This window comes from Methylobacterium nodulans ORS 2060 (assembly GCF_000022085.1).
GTDB classification, from domain to species: domain Bacteria; phylum Pseudomonadota; class Alphaproteobacteria; order Rhizobiales; family Beijerinckiaceae; genus Methylobacterium; species Methylobacterium nodulans.
In genome coordinates, this window is sequence record NC_011887.1 from 383,958 (window position 1) to 401,631 (window position 17,674).

Annotated in this window: 21 protein-coding genes and 2 pseudogenes; 4 read left to right on the forward strand and 19 right to left on the reverse strand. The window is 65.3% G+C overall.

Translation table 11 applies throughout. The features are described from left to right. Nucleotides 1–17: 17 nt before the first annotated feature. The 3 genes from MNOD_RS40225 to MNOD_RS45365 form a co-directional block, all read right to left on the reverse strand. On the reverse strand, nt 18–929 hold the full coding sequence (locus MNOD_RS40225) for an EamA family transporter (RefSeq protein WP_012631347.1): 912 nt from the start codon (nt 927–929) through the stop codon (nt 18–20). Further along, nucleotides 926–1,996, reverse strand: a complete 1,071-nt coding sequence (locus MNOD_RS40230; protein WP_012631348.1) for a glycosyltransferase family 4 protein — start codon at nt 1,994–1,996, stop codon at nt 926–928. The genes MNOD_RS40225 and MNOD_RS40230 overlap by 4 nt, the downstream gene beginning before the upstream one ends. 86 nt (nt 1,997–2,082) lie before the next feature. Beyond that, the gene (locus tag MNOD_RS45365) at nt 2,083–2,952 is read right to left on the reverse strand and encodes a class I SAM-dependent methyltransferase (RefSeq protein ID WP_157091847.1); all 870 of its coding nucleotides are present in this window, start codon (nt 2,950–2,952) and stop codon (nt 2,083–2,085) included. A gap of 805 nt (nt 2,953–3,757) precedes the next feature. Here MNOD_RS45365 and MNOD_RS40245 point away from each other — a divergent pair. Together MNOD_RS40245 and MNOD_RS47745 are read left to right on the forward strand one after the other, a co-directional pair. Continuing rightward, a complete protein-coding gene (locus MNOD_RS40245) occupies nt 3,758–4,165 on the forward strand; it encodes a DoxX family protein (protein WP_012631350.1) in 408 nt (135 codons plus the stop codon). 171 nt (nt 4,166–4,336) lie between these two features. Further along, nucleotides 4,337–4,474, forward strand: a pseudogene (locus MNOD_RS47745) (IS6 family transposase); the annotation flags it as partial. 61 nt (nt 4,475–4,535) lie between these two features. On the opposite strand, the gene MNOD_RS45370 reads toward MNOD_RS47745, so the two are convergent. The 4 genes from MNOD_RS45370 to katG all read right to left on the reverse strand — a co-directional run bounded on the left by MNOD_RS45370 (nt 4,536) and on the right by katG (nt 9,350). Then, on the reverse strand, nt 4,536–4,700 hold the full coding sequence (locus tag MNOD_RS45370) for a hypothetical protein (RefSeq protein WP_157091848.1): 165 nt from the start codon (nt 4,698–4,700) through the stop codon (nt 4,536–4,538). Nucleotides 4,701–4,704: 4 nt separating this feature from the next. Further along, a complete protein-coding gene (locus MNOD_RS40255) occupies nt 4,705–5,826 on the reverse strand; it encodes a M20 family metallopeptidase (RefSeq protein WP_012631353.1) in 1,122 nt (373 codons plus the stop codon). Nucleotides 5,827–6,063: 237 nt separating this feature from the next. Beyond that, on the reverse strand, nt 6,064–6,309 hold the full coding sequence (locus MNOD_RS50915) for a hypothetical protein (RefSeq protein ID WP_425277532.1): 246 nt from the start codon (nt 6,307–6,309) through the stop codon (nt 6,064–6,066). Between the two features lie 803 nt (nt 6,310–7,112). Then, nucleotides 7,113–9,350 (reverse strand): catalase/peroxidase HPI, encoded by a 2,238-nt coding sequence (gene katG, locus MNOD_RS40260; protein WP_012631354.1) that lies wholly within the window; start codon nt 9,348–9,350, stop codon nt 7,113–7,115. Nucleotides 9,351–9,674: 324 nt separating this feature from the next. Here katG and MNOD_RS45375 point away from each other — a divergent pair, with 324 nt between their 5' ends. Further along, nucleotides 9,675–9,869, forward strand: a complete 195-nt coding sequence (locus tag MNOD_RS45375; protein ID WP_083786751.1) for a LysR family transcriptional regulator — start codon at nt 9,675–9,677, stop codon at nt 9,867–9,869. Nucleotides 9,870–9,876: 7 nt separating this feature from the next. Next, nucleotides 9,877–10,153, forward strand: a pseudogene (locus MNOD_RS45380) (IS701 family transposase); the annotation flags it as partial. A 291-nt stretch (nt 10,154–10,444) separates the two neighbouring features. Here MNOD_RS45380 and MNOD_RS40265 read toward each other — a convergent pair. The 12 genes from MNOD_RS40265 to MNOD_RS40325 form a co-directional block, all read right to left on the reverse strand. Next, on the reverse strand, nt 10,445–10,750 hold the full coding sequence (locus tag MNOD_RS40265; RefSeq protein ID WP_012631356.1) for a hypothetical protein: 306 nt from the start codon (nt 10,748–10,750) through the stop codon (nt 10,445–10,447). Between the two features lie 317 nt (nt 10,751–11,067). Further along, entirely contained in the window at nt 11,068–11,478 is a 411-nt protein-coding gene (locus MNOD_RS40270) for a hypothetical protein (RefSeq protein ID WP_012631357.1), read from the reverse strand. Next, on the reverse strand, nt 11,453–12,013 hold the full coding sequence (locus MNOD_RS48575) for a hypothetical protein (protein ID WP_012631358.1): 561 nt from the start codon (nt 12,011–12,013) through the stop codon (nt 11,453–11,455). Before MNOD_RS48575 ends, MNOD_RS40270 begins: the two co-directional genes overlap by 26 nt. Before the next feature lie 27 nt (nt 12,014–12,040). Next, on the reverse strand, nt 12,041–12,553 hold the full coding sequence (locus MNOD_RS40280; protein WP_012631359.1) for a hypothetical protein: 513 nt from the start codon (nt 12,551–12,553) through the stop codon (nt 12,041–12,043). A gap of 145 nt (nt 12,554–12,698) precedes the next feature. Continuing rightward, nucleotides 12,699–12,914 carry a ubiquitination-like system serine protease family protein gene (locus MNOD_RS40285; protein ID WP_425277533.1) on the reverse strand — a complete coding sequence of 72 codons (216 nt, stop codon included), beginning with the start codon at nt 12,912–12,914 and terminating at the stop codon, nt 12,699–12,701. After that, nucleotides 12,914–13,186, reverse strand: a complete 273-nt coding sequence (locus MNOD_RS40290; RefSeq protein ID WP_012631360.1) for a hypothetical protein — start codon at nt 13,184–13,186, stop codon at nt 12,914–12,916. Before MNOD_RS40290 ends, MNOD_RS40285 begins: the two co-directional genes overlap by 1 nt. 94 nt (nt 13,187–13,280) lie before the next feature. After that, entirely contained in the window at nt 13,281–14,003 is a 723-nt protein-coding gene (locus tag MNOD_RS50470) for an HNH endonuclease (protein ID WP_341874510.1), read from the reverse strand. Nucleotides 14,004–14,107: 104 nt separating this feature from the next. Further along, the gene (locus tag MNOD_RS47755) at nt 14,108–14,260 is read right to left on the reverse strand and encodes a hypothetical protein (protein WP_012631362.1); all 153 of its coding nucleotides are present in this window, start codon (nt 14,258–14,260) and stop codon (nt 14,108–14,110) included. A 226-nt stretch (nt 14,261–14,486) separates the two neighbouring features. Further along, the gene (gene nusG / locus MNOD_RS40305) at nt 14,487–14,831 is read right to left on the reverse strand and encodes a transcription termination/antitermination protein NusG (RefSeq protein WP_050783642.1); all 345 of its coding nucleotides are present in this window, start codon (nt 14,829–14,831) and stop codon (nt 14,487–14,489) included. Between the two features lie 41 nt (nt 14,832–14,872). Beyond that, a protein-coding gene (locus MNOD_RS45395; RefSeq protein WP_076611772.1) for an IS630-like element ISMno11 family transposase occupies nt 14,873–15,834 on the reverse strand; the annotation gives its coding sequence in 2 pieces (ribosomal slippage) (nt 14,873–15,495 and nt 15,495–15,834; 963 coding nt in all). Nucleotides 15,835–16,137: 303 nt separating this feature from the next. Next, entirely contained in the window at nt 16,138–16,308 is a 171-nt protein-coding gene (locus tag MNOD_RS42495; RefSeq protein WP_012631366.1) for a MucR family transcriptional regulator, read from the reverse strand. Between the two features lie 329 nt (nt 16,309–16,637). Continuing rightward, a complete protein-coding gene (locus MNOD_RS40325) occupies nt 16,638–17,297 on the reverse strand; it encodes a hypothetical protein (RefSeq protein WP_012631367.1) in 660 nt (219 codons plus the stop codon). Nucleotides 17,298–17,674: the final 377 nt, after the last annotated feature.

A 17,674-nucleotide genomic window follows, 5' to 3' on the forward strand; every position in this document is an offset into this window, starting at 1 on the left:
AAGGGCCAAACTCGAGCTTATCTGCTGATCAAGTAACCACCGGCGAGCATGAGGCCAATTCCCACTCCCTTTTGCAGCATCTTCCTGCGGTCCAGCGATTCCTTAGCCACGCGAGGAAGAAGCAGCGTAAGCACGATTCCGAGCATAAAGACAAAAAGGGGCTGGAACGAATTCACGACAAGAACCAACGCGACGGGCGCCAGGAGTGTTGCATAAAGCGTGACGGCTTCACTGACGCTGAACAATGTCCTGCTCAACGCGATAAGGCCAGCAGCGGGGACTTTTTGTTGTTTGAGCAAAGTGATAAAATCTCTCCGGTAACTTGGAACACAGACTAGAAAAATAAAACCGGCTATCACTTGGCCGATGAAACCCCAAAAAAGCGATACCCAAAAACCCTTGCTCACAGCGATCAGCTTGAAAACGACGCCATTTATCGCGCTCAAGAAGGAAGCCACAAGCATCAATGCCACGACGTTTCGCTTGAACCGTATCCCTCGCTGGCCAAACTCCAACGACAATGCAATCGCACCGGCAATAATAACGGACGAACCCAAGCCTTGAGAAAGCGTGATAGTTTCACCCAGGATGAAGTATCCGAGGAAGTATGCAAATATTGGCACTGTCTGATAAAACGGCGTGACGAAAGATGCCTCGTCGAGGTCGAGTGCGTAGAGATAAAAAACGCCGGCGACGACGCTCAACATCCCGGTCGTGACAAGCGCAGATCCTTGAACAAGGCTGACCTCGTATACGTTAGGCTGAATGAGTAATGCGATCGGGATCGCGACGCCACTGAATAGCGAAGAGAAAATGACAATAGGTCCAATAGTTTTGTCCTTGAAGTATTTCGAGAGCAACAACTTGTCATTATGATTGGCGCAGGCAAGAAGGAATGGCGCCCACAGAGCGATGAAAAACCAGCTCATAATCGGACCGTCTCGACGGCGCGGGCAAACAGTCGAGCGGAATCCTGCCAAGTGGGAAGCTGAGTCGCTGCCGCGCGAGCGTTCGCGGCGAGCCGCTGCCGTTCAGCCGGATCGCCGATCAGGTAGCGGAGTGCCTGCGCCAATGCGGCCGCATCGTTCGGGGGTACCAGGAAACCGGTCCCCGAAGGTACCGTATCGGGGATCGCGCCCGCCACGGTAGACACGACCGGAAGCCCGTGCGCGATCGCTTCTGTGAGCGCCATCCCATACCCCTCGAAACGCGACGCGAGCACAAATACGTCGGATGCCAAATACAGGTCGCTGATACGCTCAGGCGACACGGCGCCGAGCACCGCCACCCTGTCGCCAAGCCCGTAGGCCTCGATGTCCGCGTCGAGCTGCGCGGCGATGGCCGGGTTGCGAGTCCGGTCACCCGCGATCGTCAGCCGCCAGGGCATGTCGGCAAGCGTGGCAACCGCCGCGATCAGCAGATCGTATCCTTTGACCGGCACCACCGAGCCGACCGAGAGAAGCCGCACGACGCCGTCGCTGCTGCCGAGCGCGGGTGGAACGGGATCATTACCCGGTCGCACAACGCTGATGCGCTGGACCGGGACATCGTAATCAGTGCACACGACCCGGGCAGTTGCCTCGCTCGTGACCACGACGCGCGCGGCAGCGGCGAGCGCGGCGCGTTCGCTCTCGCGAAAGGTGTCTGCCTGTGCGGTGTCTAGACAGGAGTCCAGAGCAAGCGGTTGGTGCACCAGCGCGATGAGCGGTGTGCGGGACCGAAGCGCGCCGGCCTCGGGCAGCGCACCGAACGCAAGCCCATCGAGGACAGTCGGACAGCCGGCCGGCACCGCGGATAGTGTCGCCAGCGCAGTCGCGCGCTGCACCACGCTCGGGAACGGAAAGCCGTCGCCTATGTCGGCGACATCCACCTGCCAACCGAGCTGCCGAAGCTCCTGGATGATACGCCGATCATAGCCGTAGCCTCCGGTTGGCGTGGCGAGATCACCCGGCACGGCGAACGCAAGATGCGGTTCATTGGATGGAAACGTGCGCATGGTCCGGATCCAGCGATGGTTGCGCCAAGACGACGAAATCGCGGGCCGCAAGCACAACAATATACGTCTTCATGACGGCTTTTTTGCTAAGTAGGTTTCGCCTCCTTCCAGGCGCATAGTGCGAGGCCACCGCGAAGAGAATCTAATCGAGCGTGCCGCCCAATCGCATCAAGTACAGTGAGCAGTAACGCAACGAGGGAGGGCACATCTCCCTTGGGAATGAACGTCCAGGGAACAGACCGAATGCGGCGAAACCCAGCCTGATCGAGCAGCGCGGAAAACTCGTCGCGAGTCAGCATTCGGTCGCTGGAAAGATGTTTGGTGGCAAACCCCAACACAGGCGCGATTGACCGATACCAAACGTAATCAGCATCCGGTGTCAGGCAGAAAAAACGGCCGCCAAACTTTAACACCCTATGGATGCCGGCCAACACTGCTCGCTTGTCGAGCATGTGCTCGAAGGCGCCGATGCAAATCGCCAAATCGATCGACTGGTCCGCGATTTCTTTTAGCTCCTCGGCATCATCCACCTCAAACGTAAGATTATCTATCCAAGGTGAGCTCCGAACACGAGCGTGCGCCAATTCAATCATGCCTGGCGAGACATCGATCCCGATGCCACGAGCCACTTCAGGAACAAGGGCAAGGAGGTGATGGCCATTGCCGCAACCGAGGTCCAGGACGACATCAGAGGGCCGGGGCCGGGCCAGGCTTCGCACGAGCGCGAGTCGGTATTCGAGCAGCCGTTGCGGGTGGCCGTGCTGTTCCAGAAACCCGGTTGAAGCGCATTGATCAAAGAAAGACCTGATGTCCGTGGTGTTGTATGAGGGAGTGGGCACGACACCGCGCAACCTTGACCAAGGCGCTCGCCATTCCGTGCCGGGTGACAGCCCGCGCAGTGGGTGGCCTGCGCGATTGGCAGAACTTACCGGATTCCGCTTCTGTATAGTCGGCATGACAGACGGCTCTATCGGCAATCAAATAATTCCAATTGCTCCCGTAAGTTCCTTCGAACAGCTGGTGCGAATCTACACAACCGGAGAGGATCGTGTCCCGCAGCGTGGTGTAGCTGGCGCGAGGCCACCACGATCTCCGGCTTGGGCCGGGCAAGTCAGGCCGCCATGGCTGGCAGGCTGATGAGGGGATCATCGCTGAGTCCGTTCATCGTTTCCAGCGTCATGTAGCGAGCGCGTTGGATCGCCCACGTGATGGCATGGACCACCCCCGGCGATGGCGGCGGATGATCAAGGCGTCAACCTGCGCAGGAGGAGGTTCACGATGAGCGTCGCGCGTGTCGGTCTCGATCTGCCGAAATCTGTATGCAGGAAGCTGGATTGGACCTGACGGACAGTGTGCGGCGTGATGTCAATCAGCTCTGGTCACGAGGCGCTGGAACCGGGCCGAGACGGCAGGCATGTCCGTCTCGGCTGAGCCCCGCGGTCAAGCCCCATGGCCGCGCAGCGGGGCGCCGGGCTTGAGGGCGGGGCTCGCGGGCGAGGGACGCTGGTAGAAGCCGTTGATCGCGACCGATGCAGACACTGTCTGACGGATCAAATCCAGACTTTACAGGCAGCATGGGCTGCGGCGTTATCATTCACGCACGTATGTCCGCGGAGACTCGCGCTGGCCGGCGAGGCGGCGGGCGTTCCTGCGGCCGCCGCCCTCGGCCTCCTGCAAGGCTTGAACTCGTTCGGGACGGCGGGGATAAGGCAGGGACACGCCGTCCGGGCCCGTCCGGACGGCGCCCCCGCCGGAGCCACGATGACCCGCGCCGCCACTCTCGACCGCCACGCCCCGACCGTGCTCAGCGTGCTGCGCATCGTGGCGGCGCTGATCTTCATGGCCCATGGCACGCAGAAGGTGCTGGGCTTCCCGGCCCACCCGAATCCGCCCGGGCTGATGACCCTGTCGGGCGTTGCGGGGATCCTGGAACTCATCGGCGGTGCGTTGCTGGCCCTCGGCCTGTTCACCCGGCCGGTCGCCTTCATCCTCTCGGGGGAGATGGCATTCGCCTACTTCATCGCGCATGCGCCGCGCAGCTTCTTCCCGGTGCTCAATGGCGGCGACGCAGCGATCCTCTACTGCTTCGTCTTCCTCTACCTGGTCTTCGCGGGGCCGGGGCCGCTCAGCCTCGATGCGCTGGGCAGCCGGGGCAGGTCGCCACGCTGAGGCAGTTCCGGCTGGACCGATGCGGCTTGAGATCGTCGCCGCATCGTGTTCGGTGAAACGGTGTCTGCTCGACCGGAGAATGCGGGGCCTGTCGCAAACGCGACCACGGCGGCGTTCACAGGTCATTAGGCATACCCGCCCAGCTTGCCGGCTCCGCCCCGGAGCCGGCCCATGATCCTGAACGCCCTCGCCCTCAAGCTGGAGAGACAGGCCCGCGGCGACTTCAAGGGCCGCCATTGCGAGGCCACCCTGATCGTGCAGGCCGTCTCTTGGTACCTGCGCGACGCCCTCAACCACGCCCACCTTCAGGGACGTGGCCTGAGAACGACGGTTACGCCCGCTCGCCTGCAGCTCTGCTGCACGCGCGGCTTCAATCGCCGAGCGGCGTCGCGGCCGTGACCGGGCTGCCTGCGGTCAACAAGTTCTCGGGATTGTTGCGGACCCTGGCCGAGTGATCCGCCGCGGTGCCGACCAGCAGCAGCGCGCGGCCGCAGTGGTCGGCGAGGCGGTCGTTGAACTCCGCCAGCCGCTTCACAGTCTCAGGCGCACCATTCCTGGACCAGAGCGCCATAAATCCGGTGCGCGATCGTAATGGCGCTTGTCGCGCACCACTCGTTCGTCTGATGCGCTTGTCCGGGCTCACCAGGGCCGAGGATCACGGTCGGGCACCCACCGAAGGCCCCCTGCAGCACCGAGCCGTCGGTGAAATACGGCATCCCGATCGCCTCGCCCACCTCCTGCGTGACCTTACGAACGCTCCGCGCGGCCGCCATCGCGAACCCATCCGATGGCTCGGTACCGACCGCGGGCAGATCGGCCAGTGGAGGGTCGAACACGACATCCGGCCCCAGCTGGTCCTGCAGCATGGCGAGCGTGCGAGCGTGGTCCTGACCGGGCAGGGTGCGAAGGTCGAGGGTCAGCGTGCAGCTGTCCGGGATGACGTTGACAGCCTCGCCACCGTGCAGGCTCGTCACGGCCAGCGTCGGCGATCCAAGCAGTGGGTGAGTGGGAACGCCGAACTCGAAATTCCGGAGCGCCTCGACTGCACGCGTTGCCTTGAGCACGGCATTGTCGCCGAGTTCGGGCATGGACCCGTGGGCCGTTGCACCATGCGTTCGGGCGCGCAGGTGGAGCGCGCCCTTATGAGCGAGGGCCAAACGGTTGGAGGTCGGCTCGGCGACAACAAGGCCGCTGGCTTCACCCAGCACGCCGCGCCGGGCGAGATCGGCGGCCCCCAGGCATCCGGTCTCCTCACCTGCCGTGAGCACCAGGGTGACCCCGCGCGTCAGCACCGCTGCGGAGTGGGCCACATCGAGCACCGCCGCGACGAAGGCGGCGACGCCGGCCTTCATGTCGGACGCGCCCCGTCCGTAGAGGCGCCCGTCACGGATCTCACCGCGTGGGTCGAACGACCACGGTGCGCTGCCGAGCGGGACCGTGTCGAGGTGACCGGTGAAGACAAGCGGGGCGAGGGCCGGGTTCGTGCCCGGCAGGCGGGCAACCAAGCTCGTGCGGCCGGGGGCGAACGGATAGTCGGTTACATCGAAGCCAGCCCGGCGGAGCAGCACCGCAAGGTGCGCCGCGCAGGCGCTCTCTGAGCCCGGCGGGCTGATCGTATCGAAGCGCACCAGATCGAGAGCCAATACCTCGGGATTATTCATCGGCTCGATAGCCCCTCGCACGCCTGGATCAGAGGTAAGGGATGTGCGGAGTGCGATGCAAGCGACGGATGAGCCATTTTTGGGTATCCCACACGGCGCGAGCTCGGAGCATGGTTTGCGTGGTGGCATTCGATCGCGCGACCGATGTCGGCGAGCGTCATGGCGCGAGGTCCGGTCGATCCAGGAACGCTCTTGCCAACGCAGCCACCTCGTCCCTCGGGCCGAGACTCTGTCGAGTCAGCTAGGAGCAGGTCTGTCGATCTTGTTGAAGCCCTCCAAGAAGCCGGTGCTATTCGGATCCGTCAGCGGACCAAGGAAAGCGTTCGCGAGCTGGGCATTCGCGTCGTCGGCGAGAACGATCGCCTCGTACAAGGACCGGCACAATCGTACAATCTCGTCGTCAGATCCGCCTGACCCACCGTTCCGGGCCTGCGCCTCACGGGCTTGTTCGAGCAGCTGGCGTCGGACCTCGTCTTGAGGCACAGAGCCGTCACTCGTGCTGTAGGTCTCGCCCCGAAGAAGCAGCAGCTTCTGCTCGTAGAAACTGACCGCCTTATTGACGAGACGATGCGTGCTCCAGAGCGCTTGGGCCTTCTCCAGCTCGGACGGATGCCGAGGAACGACGATCTTCAGTTTAATCGAGCGAACAGGCGTGGCTCAGAGCACCAGATTGTCCCTCACCATCGGGGGTCCAAGCTTGGCTGTCTAGGCCGAACGAGAGTGCAATGGGAATGCCGTGCTCTCACGCGATAATCGGCTCTGGCTCGACTGCTGGCTTTGGCTCCGGCACGGACATCGAGACAGGCCGATCTGACGCTCGCCAGCGGTCGAGGAATTCTCCGAAGTGAGGGCGAGTGATCGACTTCGCTCACAGCAGTATGAGCGCAATCGCCTCGGCCCATCTCACGGATCCCTCGCCCGGCCCGCAGCCGGAGAGTCACCAAATGGTCGGGCGGGATGCCGTCGCCGGATCAGGAGGGCTGAGACGAAAAAAGCCCGGCTGCGGGAGGGCTGCCGGGCTCAGAACGACCTCGGATCAGATGCAGGAGGGCACAATGTCTCCAGCAACGAAACAACCTGCTGCGAACGAGAAACCCCACCGCGGCGGGGCCGGGCGGCCTTGCTGACTCTGGACGTGGGGCGGATCAGAGTCCTTTCGATTCTCGTCGATCGAAATCGCGTGCTTGACCTCTCCAATCAAGGTGCGTCCAGCGGACGGTGCTTGATCGCGACGGCGGATGCGAACGCCTCCGCCGTCGCTCGTTGGCCGTCAGAGAACGCCGTGGCTACAGCGCGGCGTCGACGCTGACCTTCAAGTCCGCCGCCTTCTCAGCAATGCGGCCCGCCACGTCAAAGCGGTCGAGGTTCATGACCTTGGTCCATGCGGCGACGAAGTCCTTCACGAACTTCTCCTGCGAGTCCGCGCACCCATAGACTTCCGCCAGCGCGCGGAGCTGCGAGTGCGAGCCGAAGATCAGGTCGACGCGGGTGCCGGTCCACCTGAGCTCGTTGGTCTTGCGGTCACGGCCCTCGTAGACGTCGCCGCCAGCGTGGTGCCACTGCGTGCCCATGTCGAGTAGGTTGAGGAAGAAGTCGTTCGTCAGCATCCCAGGCCTGTTGGTGAAGACGCCGTGCTTGGACTGCCCGACGTTGGCGCCGAGGACGCGCAGCCCACCGACGAGAACCGTCATCTCAGGCGCTGTCAGCCTCAGCAATTGTGCCCGATCGACCAATGCCTCCTCCGGCATCATGAACTGCCGCCTGCCGCTGATGTAGTTGCGGAAGCCGTCGGCCCGCGGTTCGAGCGGGGCGAAGGAGTCGACGTCGGTCTGCTCCTGCGAGGCATCCATGCGCCCCGGTGTGAAGGGCACCGTCACCGGAGTCTCGGCGTCCTTGGCAGCTTTCTCGACGGCCGCGCAGCCGCCGAGAACGATCAGGTCGGCGAGCGACACCTTCTTGCCGCCCTTCTGCGAGGCGTTGAACTCCTTCTGGATCACTTCGAGCTTCTGCAGCACCTTGGCGAGCTCAGCCGGCTGGTTGACCTCCCAGTCCTTCTGCGGCGCGAGGCGAATGCGCGCGCCGTTGGCGCCGCCGCGCTTGTCGGAGCCGCGGAACGTCGACGCTGACGCCCAGGCCGTCGAGACGAGCTGCGGCACCGACGGGCCGGAGGCGAGGATCTTCGCCTTCAGCACTGCAATGTCCTGCTCGTTGACCACTTCGTGATCCAGGGCCGGGATCGGGTCCTGCCAAATCAGGACCTCCTTGGGCACGAGCGGACCAAGATAACGCTGGATCGGGCCCATATCGCGGTGCGTGAGCTTGAACCAGGCGCGGGCAAAGGCGTCCGCGAACTGGTCCGGATGCTCGTAGAAGCGCCGCGAGATCTTCTCGTAGGCTGGGTCGAGGCGCAGTGCGAGGTCGGTGATGAGCATGGTCGGCATGCGCTTCTTCGACTCGTCGAAGGGGTCCGGAATCGTAGGCTCGGCGCCTTTCGCCTGCCACTGCCACGCACCCGCCGGGCTCTTCGTCAGCTCCCATTCATATTTGAACAGGTTGTCGAAGAAGTAATTGCTCCACTTCGTCGGCGTCTGCGACCAGATGACTTCCGGGCCGCCGGTGATCGTGTCAGGCCCGAAGCCCCTGCCATGCCTGCTTTTCCAGCCGAGGCCCTGATCCTCGAGCGCGCCGGCTTCCGGCTCCGGACCCATGAAGGACGGATCACCGGCGCCGTGGGTTTTGCCGAAGGTGTGGCCGCCGGCAATCAACGCGACGGTCTCCTCGTCGTTCATCGCCATGCGAAAAAAGGTTTCGCGGATGTCACGCGCCGCAGCGACCGGGTCCGGCTTGCCGTTCGGCCCTTCCGGATTGACGTAGATGAGGCCCATCTGTACCGCGCCGAGCGGTTCTTGAAGCTGGCGTTCGCCGCTGTAGCGTTCGTCGCCCAGCCATGTCCCCTCGGGACCCCAATAGAGCTCTTCGGGCTCCCACACATCCTTGCGGCCGCCGGCGAAACCGAACGTTTTGAAGCCCATCGACTCGAGGGCGACATTGCCGGCGAGAATCATCAGGTCGGCCCAGGAGATTTTCCGGCCATATTTCTGCTTGATCGGCCACAAGAGCCGGCGCGCCTTGTCGAGGTTGGCGTTGTCCGGCCACGAGTTGAGCGGCGCGAAGCGCTGCTGGCCGGCGCCGGCGCCGCCGCGGCCATCGGTGATGCGGTATGTGCCCGCGCTGTGCCACGCCATGCGGATCATCAGCCCCCCGTAGTGGCCGAAGTCGGCCGGCCACCAATCCTGCGAGTCCGTCATCAAGGCATGCAGGTCCTTGATCACGGCGTTCAGGTCGAGGGTCTTGAACTCCTTGGCGTAGTCGAAATCCTCGCCCATCGGGTCGGACAGGCTTGAGTTGCGATGGAGAACCTGGATGTCCAAGTGGTTCGGCCACCAGTCGCGGTTCGTTCGTCCACGGCGGCTGCCGGTGATCGGGCACTTGCCTTCGCCGGTATCGTCAACTTTCGCGTCCATGTCGGCCTCCGATCTTTTTCTGATTTTCTACCGATGTTCAGCGGTTGATTGTGGCAGATTCGTTTCGGCCTCGAGGGCGAAGCCGATCACCCTCTTGTTAACTTCGTCATAGCAATCCAATGGCGCACTTCGATCGGCAATCGTCTTATGTTGGCATGACATTCGCCACAATGTGCTCCGTGATTGCAACGGTGACGACAAACGCGGAGCGGGGGCTTCCCGAGGCGCGGATGGCAGCGCCCCGCCCGGCCATTGCCACATACCATGACCGCCACGAGCGATCATGTCTAATCGAATTGCCTGATTGCGGTGATGAGCTGATCTATCGCGGCACTCGCGGAGCACCGTCATTTCGGCTGCGCCACGGCCGCTTGCGCGGTCTCCCAGCCCGCACTGTCGATGCAGATTCACGAGCTCGAGAAGCATCTCGGCGCCGAGGTGGCACGGCGCGGCGAACAGCTCGATGCGGCCGTCCGCGACTACCCTGCCCGCCGGCGCCGTGGATCCCGCCCTCGATGAGAGCGAGTGGACGCGGGGCCTGCTGATCCGCCGCAGTCTGAGCGACGGCGAGCGGGCCTCCTGCACAACGTGGTGCCCGGCCGGCACACCGATTGCGACCCTGGTCGCGGTTGAGGGCCGGCGCTGGGCCATCGCGGACGCCTTCGGCCAAGACCGAACTCGGGCTCGACCACAACGCGACCCGCTCCTGGCATGGCTGGCACCGGCACATCTCGCTGGTGATGCTGGCCTGCGCCAGGCTGATGGTGATCCGCCATCGGGCCAACGCGCCGCCCCCAAAAAGTCGGGGCTGGCCAAGACCGCGCGCCCACTGATCCGCTGGTCGGTGCAGGAGAGCCGCCGCGTCGCGGTGCGGCTGGCGCGACAGCGCATCCGGCCCGCCCACGTCATGGCCTGGTCGCTCTGGCGACGCGCACATCAGGCCGCCGCCCGCCAAGCCCACCTCAACCGCAGCACGTCAGACGCCAGAGCGCGCCGCCAACGCCGAGGCAAACTCAGCAGACCAACCCGCCGTTCTTCCCAACCAAAAACGCAACTGTAGTGCTAGCACTGCTTCGCATGACTGTACTTGGTCGTCAGTCCTCCGCGCGTAAGATCTCGACCAAGGGCGGGCTTTGGAGGATGTCGCTGAACGAGCGCATCCACTCACTCGTCTCACCTTCCGAACCCACACCGCCTCGGCGGAACTGATCGAGTTGATCGAGGTTGGTCAGCTCAACCTCAAATTGCAGAGCCGCGCAGCGTTGAACACGCGTGAGCGGCACCAGAAGACGAGCCTTGAGACCGTTTGCGCGCGCTGCCTCGATCTCGCGCCGGATGTGCTCGATTGCCTGCTGCCGGTTGACGGGCAGAACATCGTAGGAAAACCGAGCCAAGAACATCGCGGCCTCCGCTCAGAACAGATGCTTTGCACGTATGTAGACCTCAATTCCTGAGTCTGGCATTTGCGAATGATAACGTGAACACAAGTCGAAGCTGACCCGTGGCACAGTCTGCAACGATCCGCCAAGGTTCGGCAGCAGAACACCAGCGGCCATTCCCAATGCACCGCTCGAAGGTCCGTTTGTGGCGCATTGCGGCTGTCGGCTCAGCGTGCGCGGAGGGTCGAAGTCCGACCGCTCGACACGTTCCACGCAATAGAAAAGCCCGCCCGCGGCGGTGTGCCGGGCGGGCATCGGAGGTGCCTTGGGGCGCCGAGTCAACGATGGTGCTGGTCGCGGCGGGAACCGCGATGCTGGCCCTGGTGAGGCCCGCGACCGCCTTGCTCCAGATCTCCGAGGCGGTCGGTGAGACGCTCCAAGACGCTGATCAGCTGGTCATTGTGCCGGGCCGTGTCCGACGCGGTGTCCTCGCGGATGGCCAGGGCCAGCTCCTTCACCGCGTCCGTCAGGTCGGCAATCGCGATCGAGTCGAGGACCGTGGGGCCAGACGCGGATGCGACGTCCCGCGCGGTTTCGGCCTGGAGCGCTTCGGCCTTTTTCGCCTCCAGCCGGTAGTCGAGCAGGGTCTTGATGAAGCCGTTCAGCGGGACCAGCGCGCCCGCCAGCGCGGCCGTGATGCCGACGACGATCGCCGGCCAGCTGTCAAAGGAGACGCCCGGGTCGGCCACCAGCCCGCCTCCTCTTGCGCAGGCCGAAGGTGTCTTCGGCCGCCATGTCGGAGGCGGCCCGCCCCGACGAATGAAGCTCGGCCAAGGCGAGGACACCGTAGACCGCGATGCCGGTTGAGAGCGGCGGATAGGCCGCCGCGACGCCGGCCGCGGTCACGAGCCAGAACGCAAAGCCTGACATGCACCCGAGCGTCCGGATCAGCGACGTCTCCCGGCCGCGGCGGCCATTGATCCAGAGGGCGAGGATGCGAGCCCCGCCCACCGAGACGGAGATCGTCCCGGCCGTGCGCTCGGTCACGCAGGACGCGATCACGCGCCATTCCGGGCCGACGAAGGTGGGCTCGGGGAGGAGCAGCACCCCCCCGAGCGTCATCATGATGAGGGAGAGCCAGACCTCGGCCCAGCGGGTCTGGCCGTAGCGGACGGCTCTGCGGATGCGCTCGTTGATGACCGGATCGGGGTCGTACTGGATCATGGCTTGGTTGGGCCAAGGCGCAAGGTAAGCCAGCCAGCAGTGCCGTGGGGGGATCCGCATGGCCGCCTCCTGTCTGGCTATGTGCGCTTACTTCCTGGCCGCCGCCGGCAGCCCGTTCAGGACAGGCGTCAGGACGGCGTTGGCGTTCGCGGTCTCATCCAGGTGCAGGGCCCTGAAGATCGTCCTGGCGACGCCCTTCGGGCCGCCCGCGGCGCGCACCACCGCCGCCGGAGCAGCGTTGAGCGCACGGTTGACCGCGGTGGCGAGCACCTTCGAGCCGATCTCGACATTGAGCGCCTTGCCCTTGGCCGCGCCCTCGACGGTGTTGAGGGCATACTCCAGGCAGGCCTCGACCATCTGCTGGATCCGCTTCTGGGTGATGAACAGCTGCAGCCACGGGGCGATGAGGGCGATGGCAGCGGTGATCACGGTCACCAGGATCGGCACCAGGACTGAGGTGATGGTCTGGGCGATGGCGACGATCCAGTCGCCCCACGGCACCACCACGGCGGTGTTGGCGACCGCCGTCACCTCGGCAGCCAGAGCAGGAGCGGCGAGCGCGCACAGCGCCAGCGCCGCGAGCGAGAGCTTGCGGATCATGGGATAGTCCTTGGATGTTGCTGGGGTGGTGCCCTGTCTAAACCCGTAGGGCGAGGGTCTCAGGCTGCGTCGAAGTCAGGCAGCGGAACGGTTTGCCCGGCGAGGTGATGGGTGCTGTCGCCGAGAAATTGGATCTGGCCGTCCCTCACGAAGGAGTGGCAGACGAGGGAGCCGGGTTGAAGTACGGGCCGGGCGGGTTGACGAAGATCGAGGGGGCGAAGGTCGGACAGTCGTAGTTGCCGTTGAACTGCCAGCGCGGACCCTCCCCCTCACCGATGCGGATGCTGTGGGCGCCCGCGCACCCCGGGCACCAGAACAGAAGCCGGCCGCCCTCCACGGTGCGGAGGATGCCGCGTTTCATCAGGCGGCCCCGAAGACGCGATCGATCCAGCCGCCGAGCCGCGCCACGAAGCCCGTCGTCGCCAGTACGGCCGGGGGCACCGGGGTCGCGGGGGTCGCCGGGACCACCACAACAGGCTCCGCGACCCGCACCACGACCGGCGCGGGCGCCGGCGCCGCGTTGCCGAGGCTCTTCGCCTTGGCGATCGCCTTCTCGACCTCGGCGGCCGTGGCGAGCACCTTGTTGATGCCATCGCCCAGGTAGTAGGTCTGCCCGCGCCTCACCGCCTTCACCCTAGTTTTGCTCGGAGGGAATTTTGTCCGGATGAGACCCTGTGCGGTTCACCGCCCCTGACCCGCCAAACTCTCGACCGGCCCCCCGGGGGGATCAGCCACGGCCCGGCTCGGCCGCCGCGCTCCGCACCGCCATCCGCCGCGCCCGCTCGGCCACGGTCTTCCTGGTGTGACAGGATCCACATAGACACCTGCCGTTGTTCGGATCCGTGAGCGCACCGCCGTCCTGGCGCTCGATCACGTGATCGGCGAAGAGGCGGACGCCGCCGCGGCCGCCCTGAGCGCCGCAATCCTCACAGCACCAGCCCGCCCGCTGCAGGACGGCCAGACGCCAGGCCCGGTGCTCCGGGGTCTGCAGCTCGGCATCCGCCGTCTTGGGCATGGGTCGGGCGGTGCGTGGGTTGTCGGCTTCCGGGTGCGTGAGGGCAAAGCGGCGCGCCTCCTGAACCGTGTAGCCGAACAGCGCCTCGCAGCCGGCATTGACTGCGAGCACCTGCAACTGCCTCCCGAGGATCGCCGCCGGAACCCCGACCACGTCGAGAGCCTGTGCGGCGGCCCGCACGGTCTGAAGGCGCAGGCGCGCCGACATCGTCGCGGCACGCGCAAGATGGGGCCGCAAGGCATCCAGGCGCGCAACGACATCGCGGGTCACCGGGCCACGAGCGAAAGCGCGCTCCACGTTGAAGATGAGGCGGTCACCACTCGGCACAGTGACGGCGCTGGCAACGCCCCAGCCGAGCCCTCTGGGCCGCAGGAAATCGCGAAAGACAGGTTCTACCTCGATTTCCGCAGGAGTGTAGACGTCGAGGTCGGTCAAGAAGCCTGAGTGCTGCTTGGCGAAAAGCCTGGCGGCCCGATCCGTCCGCGCCGGCCATCCTTCCGCAACATACTCTGCGGTGCCTTGCTCGAAGCCCGGGGAGGTCACGTAACGAAAATCGTTCCCCTCCGTCGTGAAGAGAAGGGCGCGTCGCCTTCGCCAAAGCGCGCCAGATCCGAGAGGACGTTCGGCCAGAACTCGGGCAGGACCGCAGCCTCGTAGATCCGGTCGATGAGGTCCCCAGCTTCAGCGTCCACTGCCCCGGCTCCCGTTTCCCAACGCCGTCCTGCGGACAAACCGCACCAGACCCGACGGTTGCGGTGCAGACGGAGATGGCCTGCCACGGTGAGGCGGGCTTGGTGGTCACCTGACTGCCTCACACGAAACAGCCCCGTCACGATCGCTCGCGCGGGGCTGCTGACCAATGCACCCGCACGGCGTGGTTGCAAAAATGCAACAACGACCGTGCGCAGGTGCAAGGTCTCATTTGGCAGCCAGCCTGTCAACATCGACGCTGAGGACATGCTTCTTGCCGAATGCCTTCAGCAGCACGGCAATGCGACGACCCTCCGGGGCGCGCATCACCTCGCCGATCAGGCCCTCCCAGAGCTCGTCGCGGATCTGCACCTTGTCGCCCACCGCAAGCTGCGGTCGCGGGCGGTCGTACGCGGCCATCTCATCAGCTGCGATCAGCATCTTCATCATCCACGGCGGCAGCTCGGTCGGAGCCTCGCCTGTCGTGACGAGCGCGCGGACGCCAGGCACCCGCAGGATGTCCCGCCAGGATTGCTCCGGCCGCTTGCCAACGAAGGCGTAGCCAGGGAACACTGGACGCCGCACGAGCCGCTTGCCGCTAGAGCCGCTCCCGATCAGGTTGAAGCGTAAGCATCATCCTCGTATCCAGCAGCTGTGAAGTAGTTGCGGCACTCAGCCGGCGAGAAGCATTTGAAGGCTTGGTGGATCGCCGCCCAGAGTTCACTGACACTGCGGGCCGCCGCCCTGCGCAACAGCGCTTTCAGCTTGGCGAAGGCCTGCTCAATCGGGTTGAACTCAGGTGAGTACGGAGGAAGATAAAGCAGCCGGGCCCCGGTTGCCGCGATCGCCTCGCGCACGCCGGCCACCTTGTGAGCGCCCAGATTGTCCAGGATCACGGTGTCGCCGGGTCTCAGGGTGGGGACCAGGGTGTCGGTCACGTAGGCGCGGAAGCGTTCGCCCGTCACAGGGCCGTCCAGCAGAGCGATCGCGTCAGGCCCGCTCGTGCGCAGCCCGGCAATCACAGTGGTGGTTTTCCAGTGCCCTGCGGGTGCCGCGAGGCGGCAACGCTCGCCGCGCGGGGCCCAGCCGTAGCGGCGGACCATGCTGGTGGTGGCGGCGGTCTCATCCAGGAACACCAGTCGCTCCGGATCCAGCTCAAGCTGGCCGGCAAACCACGCCTCACGAGCCGCCTTTACATCCTCCCGCTCCTGCTCAGCTGCGTACGTCGCCCTTTTTTCCGCGTGATGCGGTGCCGGGCGAAGAAGCGCGACAGGCTACTGCGGCTGACCGGAACGCCTTGCTCCTGGAGCGTCTCGCAGAGCTCATGCAGGAAGCTCTGCGGGTGGGCTTGGTAGGTCTGCAGGATGAGCTCGGCATGAGCCTCGATGCGCTGCGAGCGCTGGTCGCCGCCCATGGGCTTGGGCGTGACATCTCCCTGGCCCTCCTGCTGCCTGGACCAGCGGCTGACGCTGGCCACGCTGACCCCGAAGCGCGCGGCGGCCTGATGGCAGGAGGCGCCTTCTGCAACGGCCGAGACGACGCGCTGGCGCAGGTCGACAGACAAAGCTGAGGGCATGGGCCACCTCCGTTGAGCCGCCCCCCCGGGGACCGGCCAACGCGTTGCCATCACCACGGTTTCAACCCGCTCGGACCCCGCTCTAGAAGCTTGCCGCACGACAGCCGTGCGGCTCGGAACCAGGGTGACGAAGCCGGCCTTCTGCAGCCACTCGCAGGCCCGATACTCGCCGTGACCGGCCACGGATGCGGCGTAGTAGGTCAGGGACGGGTCGTAAGCGGGGGCGGTGCCTACGATGCTCTCCAGGGTGCTCAACGTGGGGGAGATGAGGCGGCTGGGCGCATTCCGGCCGCCCCGGCACCGTCAGGCGGCGGTCTTCGCCGCAGCTCTCCGGCCGAGGCCGTGCAGCTTCGCCAACTCGGAGCGCTGGGCGGCGTAGGCCGCCGCGGCCATCAGATACGCGAGCGGCAGACCCCACTTCTCGCGGTACCGCTCGGGCGATGCGCCCCGCGCCCGTCGACGGCCCTGGCGCATGCGCGGCACGCCCTCGACCAGCGACGGGCAAGCCTCGAGCCGGATACGGGATCCCGGCCTGCGCCAACGCTCGTCGTATCGCAGCGGACGCCCCCCGCCTCAGCTGGCCCGGTGCTTCCACCCTAGTCCTGATCCGGCAGGGCTGAGGGCACCCCGACCATTGCCTGTCCTCGTTAAGGTCCCGTTCGATCAAGCACGAGATCGGCCCGTGTGGAGAGTGCCTCTCCTCACGCCCACGAGGTGACGCATGCGCGCGGCAGGGTACGACTTGGGGAACAGTGCCATGATCGCCCATCTGAGCACCCTACCCTCGCAGGTTCATATCAGCCTCAGGCCGCGAACCGGGACTGGGACGCAGTCTGCGGATCGGCGCCATCCCGGAAGGTCCCGCCGGGCTTCAGCATGATCGCCTGCAACCTCGCGTGGCCGAGCACGCGACCGAGCTCGCGGTAAGCGAAATAGGGAACCAGGGCCACCAGCATGATCCAGGCGAGCGAGACCAGGCCGAGCGGGCCACCAGCGATCTCCGGGAGGACCTGCCCCACCGCCTTCCCATGCCATGCCCCCTCCAGCACCGCCTCCAGTACATAGGCCGCGACCAGGACGACGGTGAATGCCAGCGCGCGATAGAGGATCACCATGACGAGCCGTCCCGCCTCCAAGCGGCGCCCGATGAACCTGGAGCCCACGCCTGCCGCCTCGGCGATCAGCATGATCTTGGCAAACACGAGGGCGTTGATCAGGCCGAGCGCGTAGAAGTGGTAGCCCGGGTAGCGCGGGACATCCTGGTCGATGCGGGCGTAGATGTTGAGGCTGAAGAGGATCAACGTCCCCAAGATGACGATGAGGTAGAGGGCAAACCAGAGATAACGCTCGGCCTCATCGATGGCGCGCCGAGCCAATGAATGCCCGGGCCGCCCCGCGATGGGGCCGCTGGGGTCCGTCGGCGGTGCTGTCAGGGACTCAGTTCGCTCCGGCAAGGGGCTCATGGGCTACCTCCTGAGTTAGGATGGGAGCAAGCGCAGCGGGGGGGGCGCTGTCGTGGATCTCGTTTCTCGGCTTCTGGATCTCCGGCTGCCGGCGGCGCGGCCCGGGACCGTCACTCCGGCCGCTTGTGCGAGGCTTCGGCTCTCACTCGGCTGGACAGCGCTGATAGCTCTGGAGACTTTTGAAGTCCGGACCCAGCGAGACCACGTTGTTCTCCCTCGAAACGAGGATCAGGTTCGCTATCGACGGCTGCGGCTGTTCGCCGGTCGAGCATCGCATGTGAGCGGAGTAGATTGGGCCGGCTCGTCCTGCGGTTTCGTCGACCCAGTCTATCGTGCATCGCGAGTCGGCGCGGGTGTAAGCCGACGCGGTGATCGAG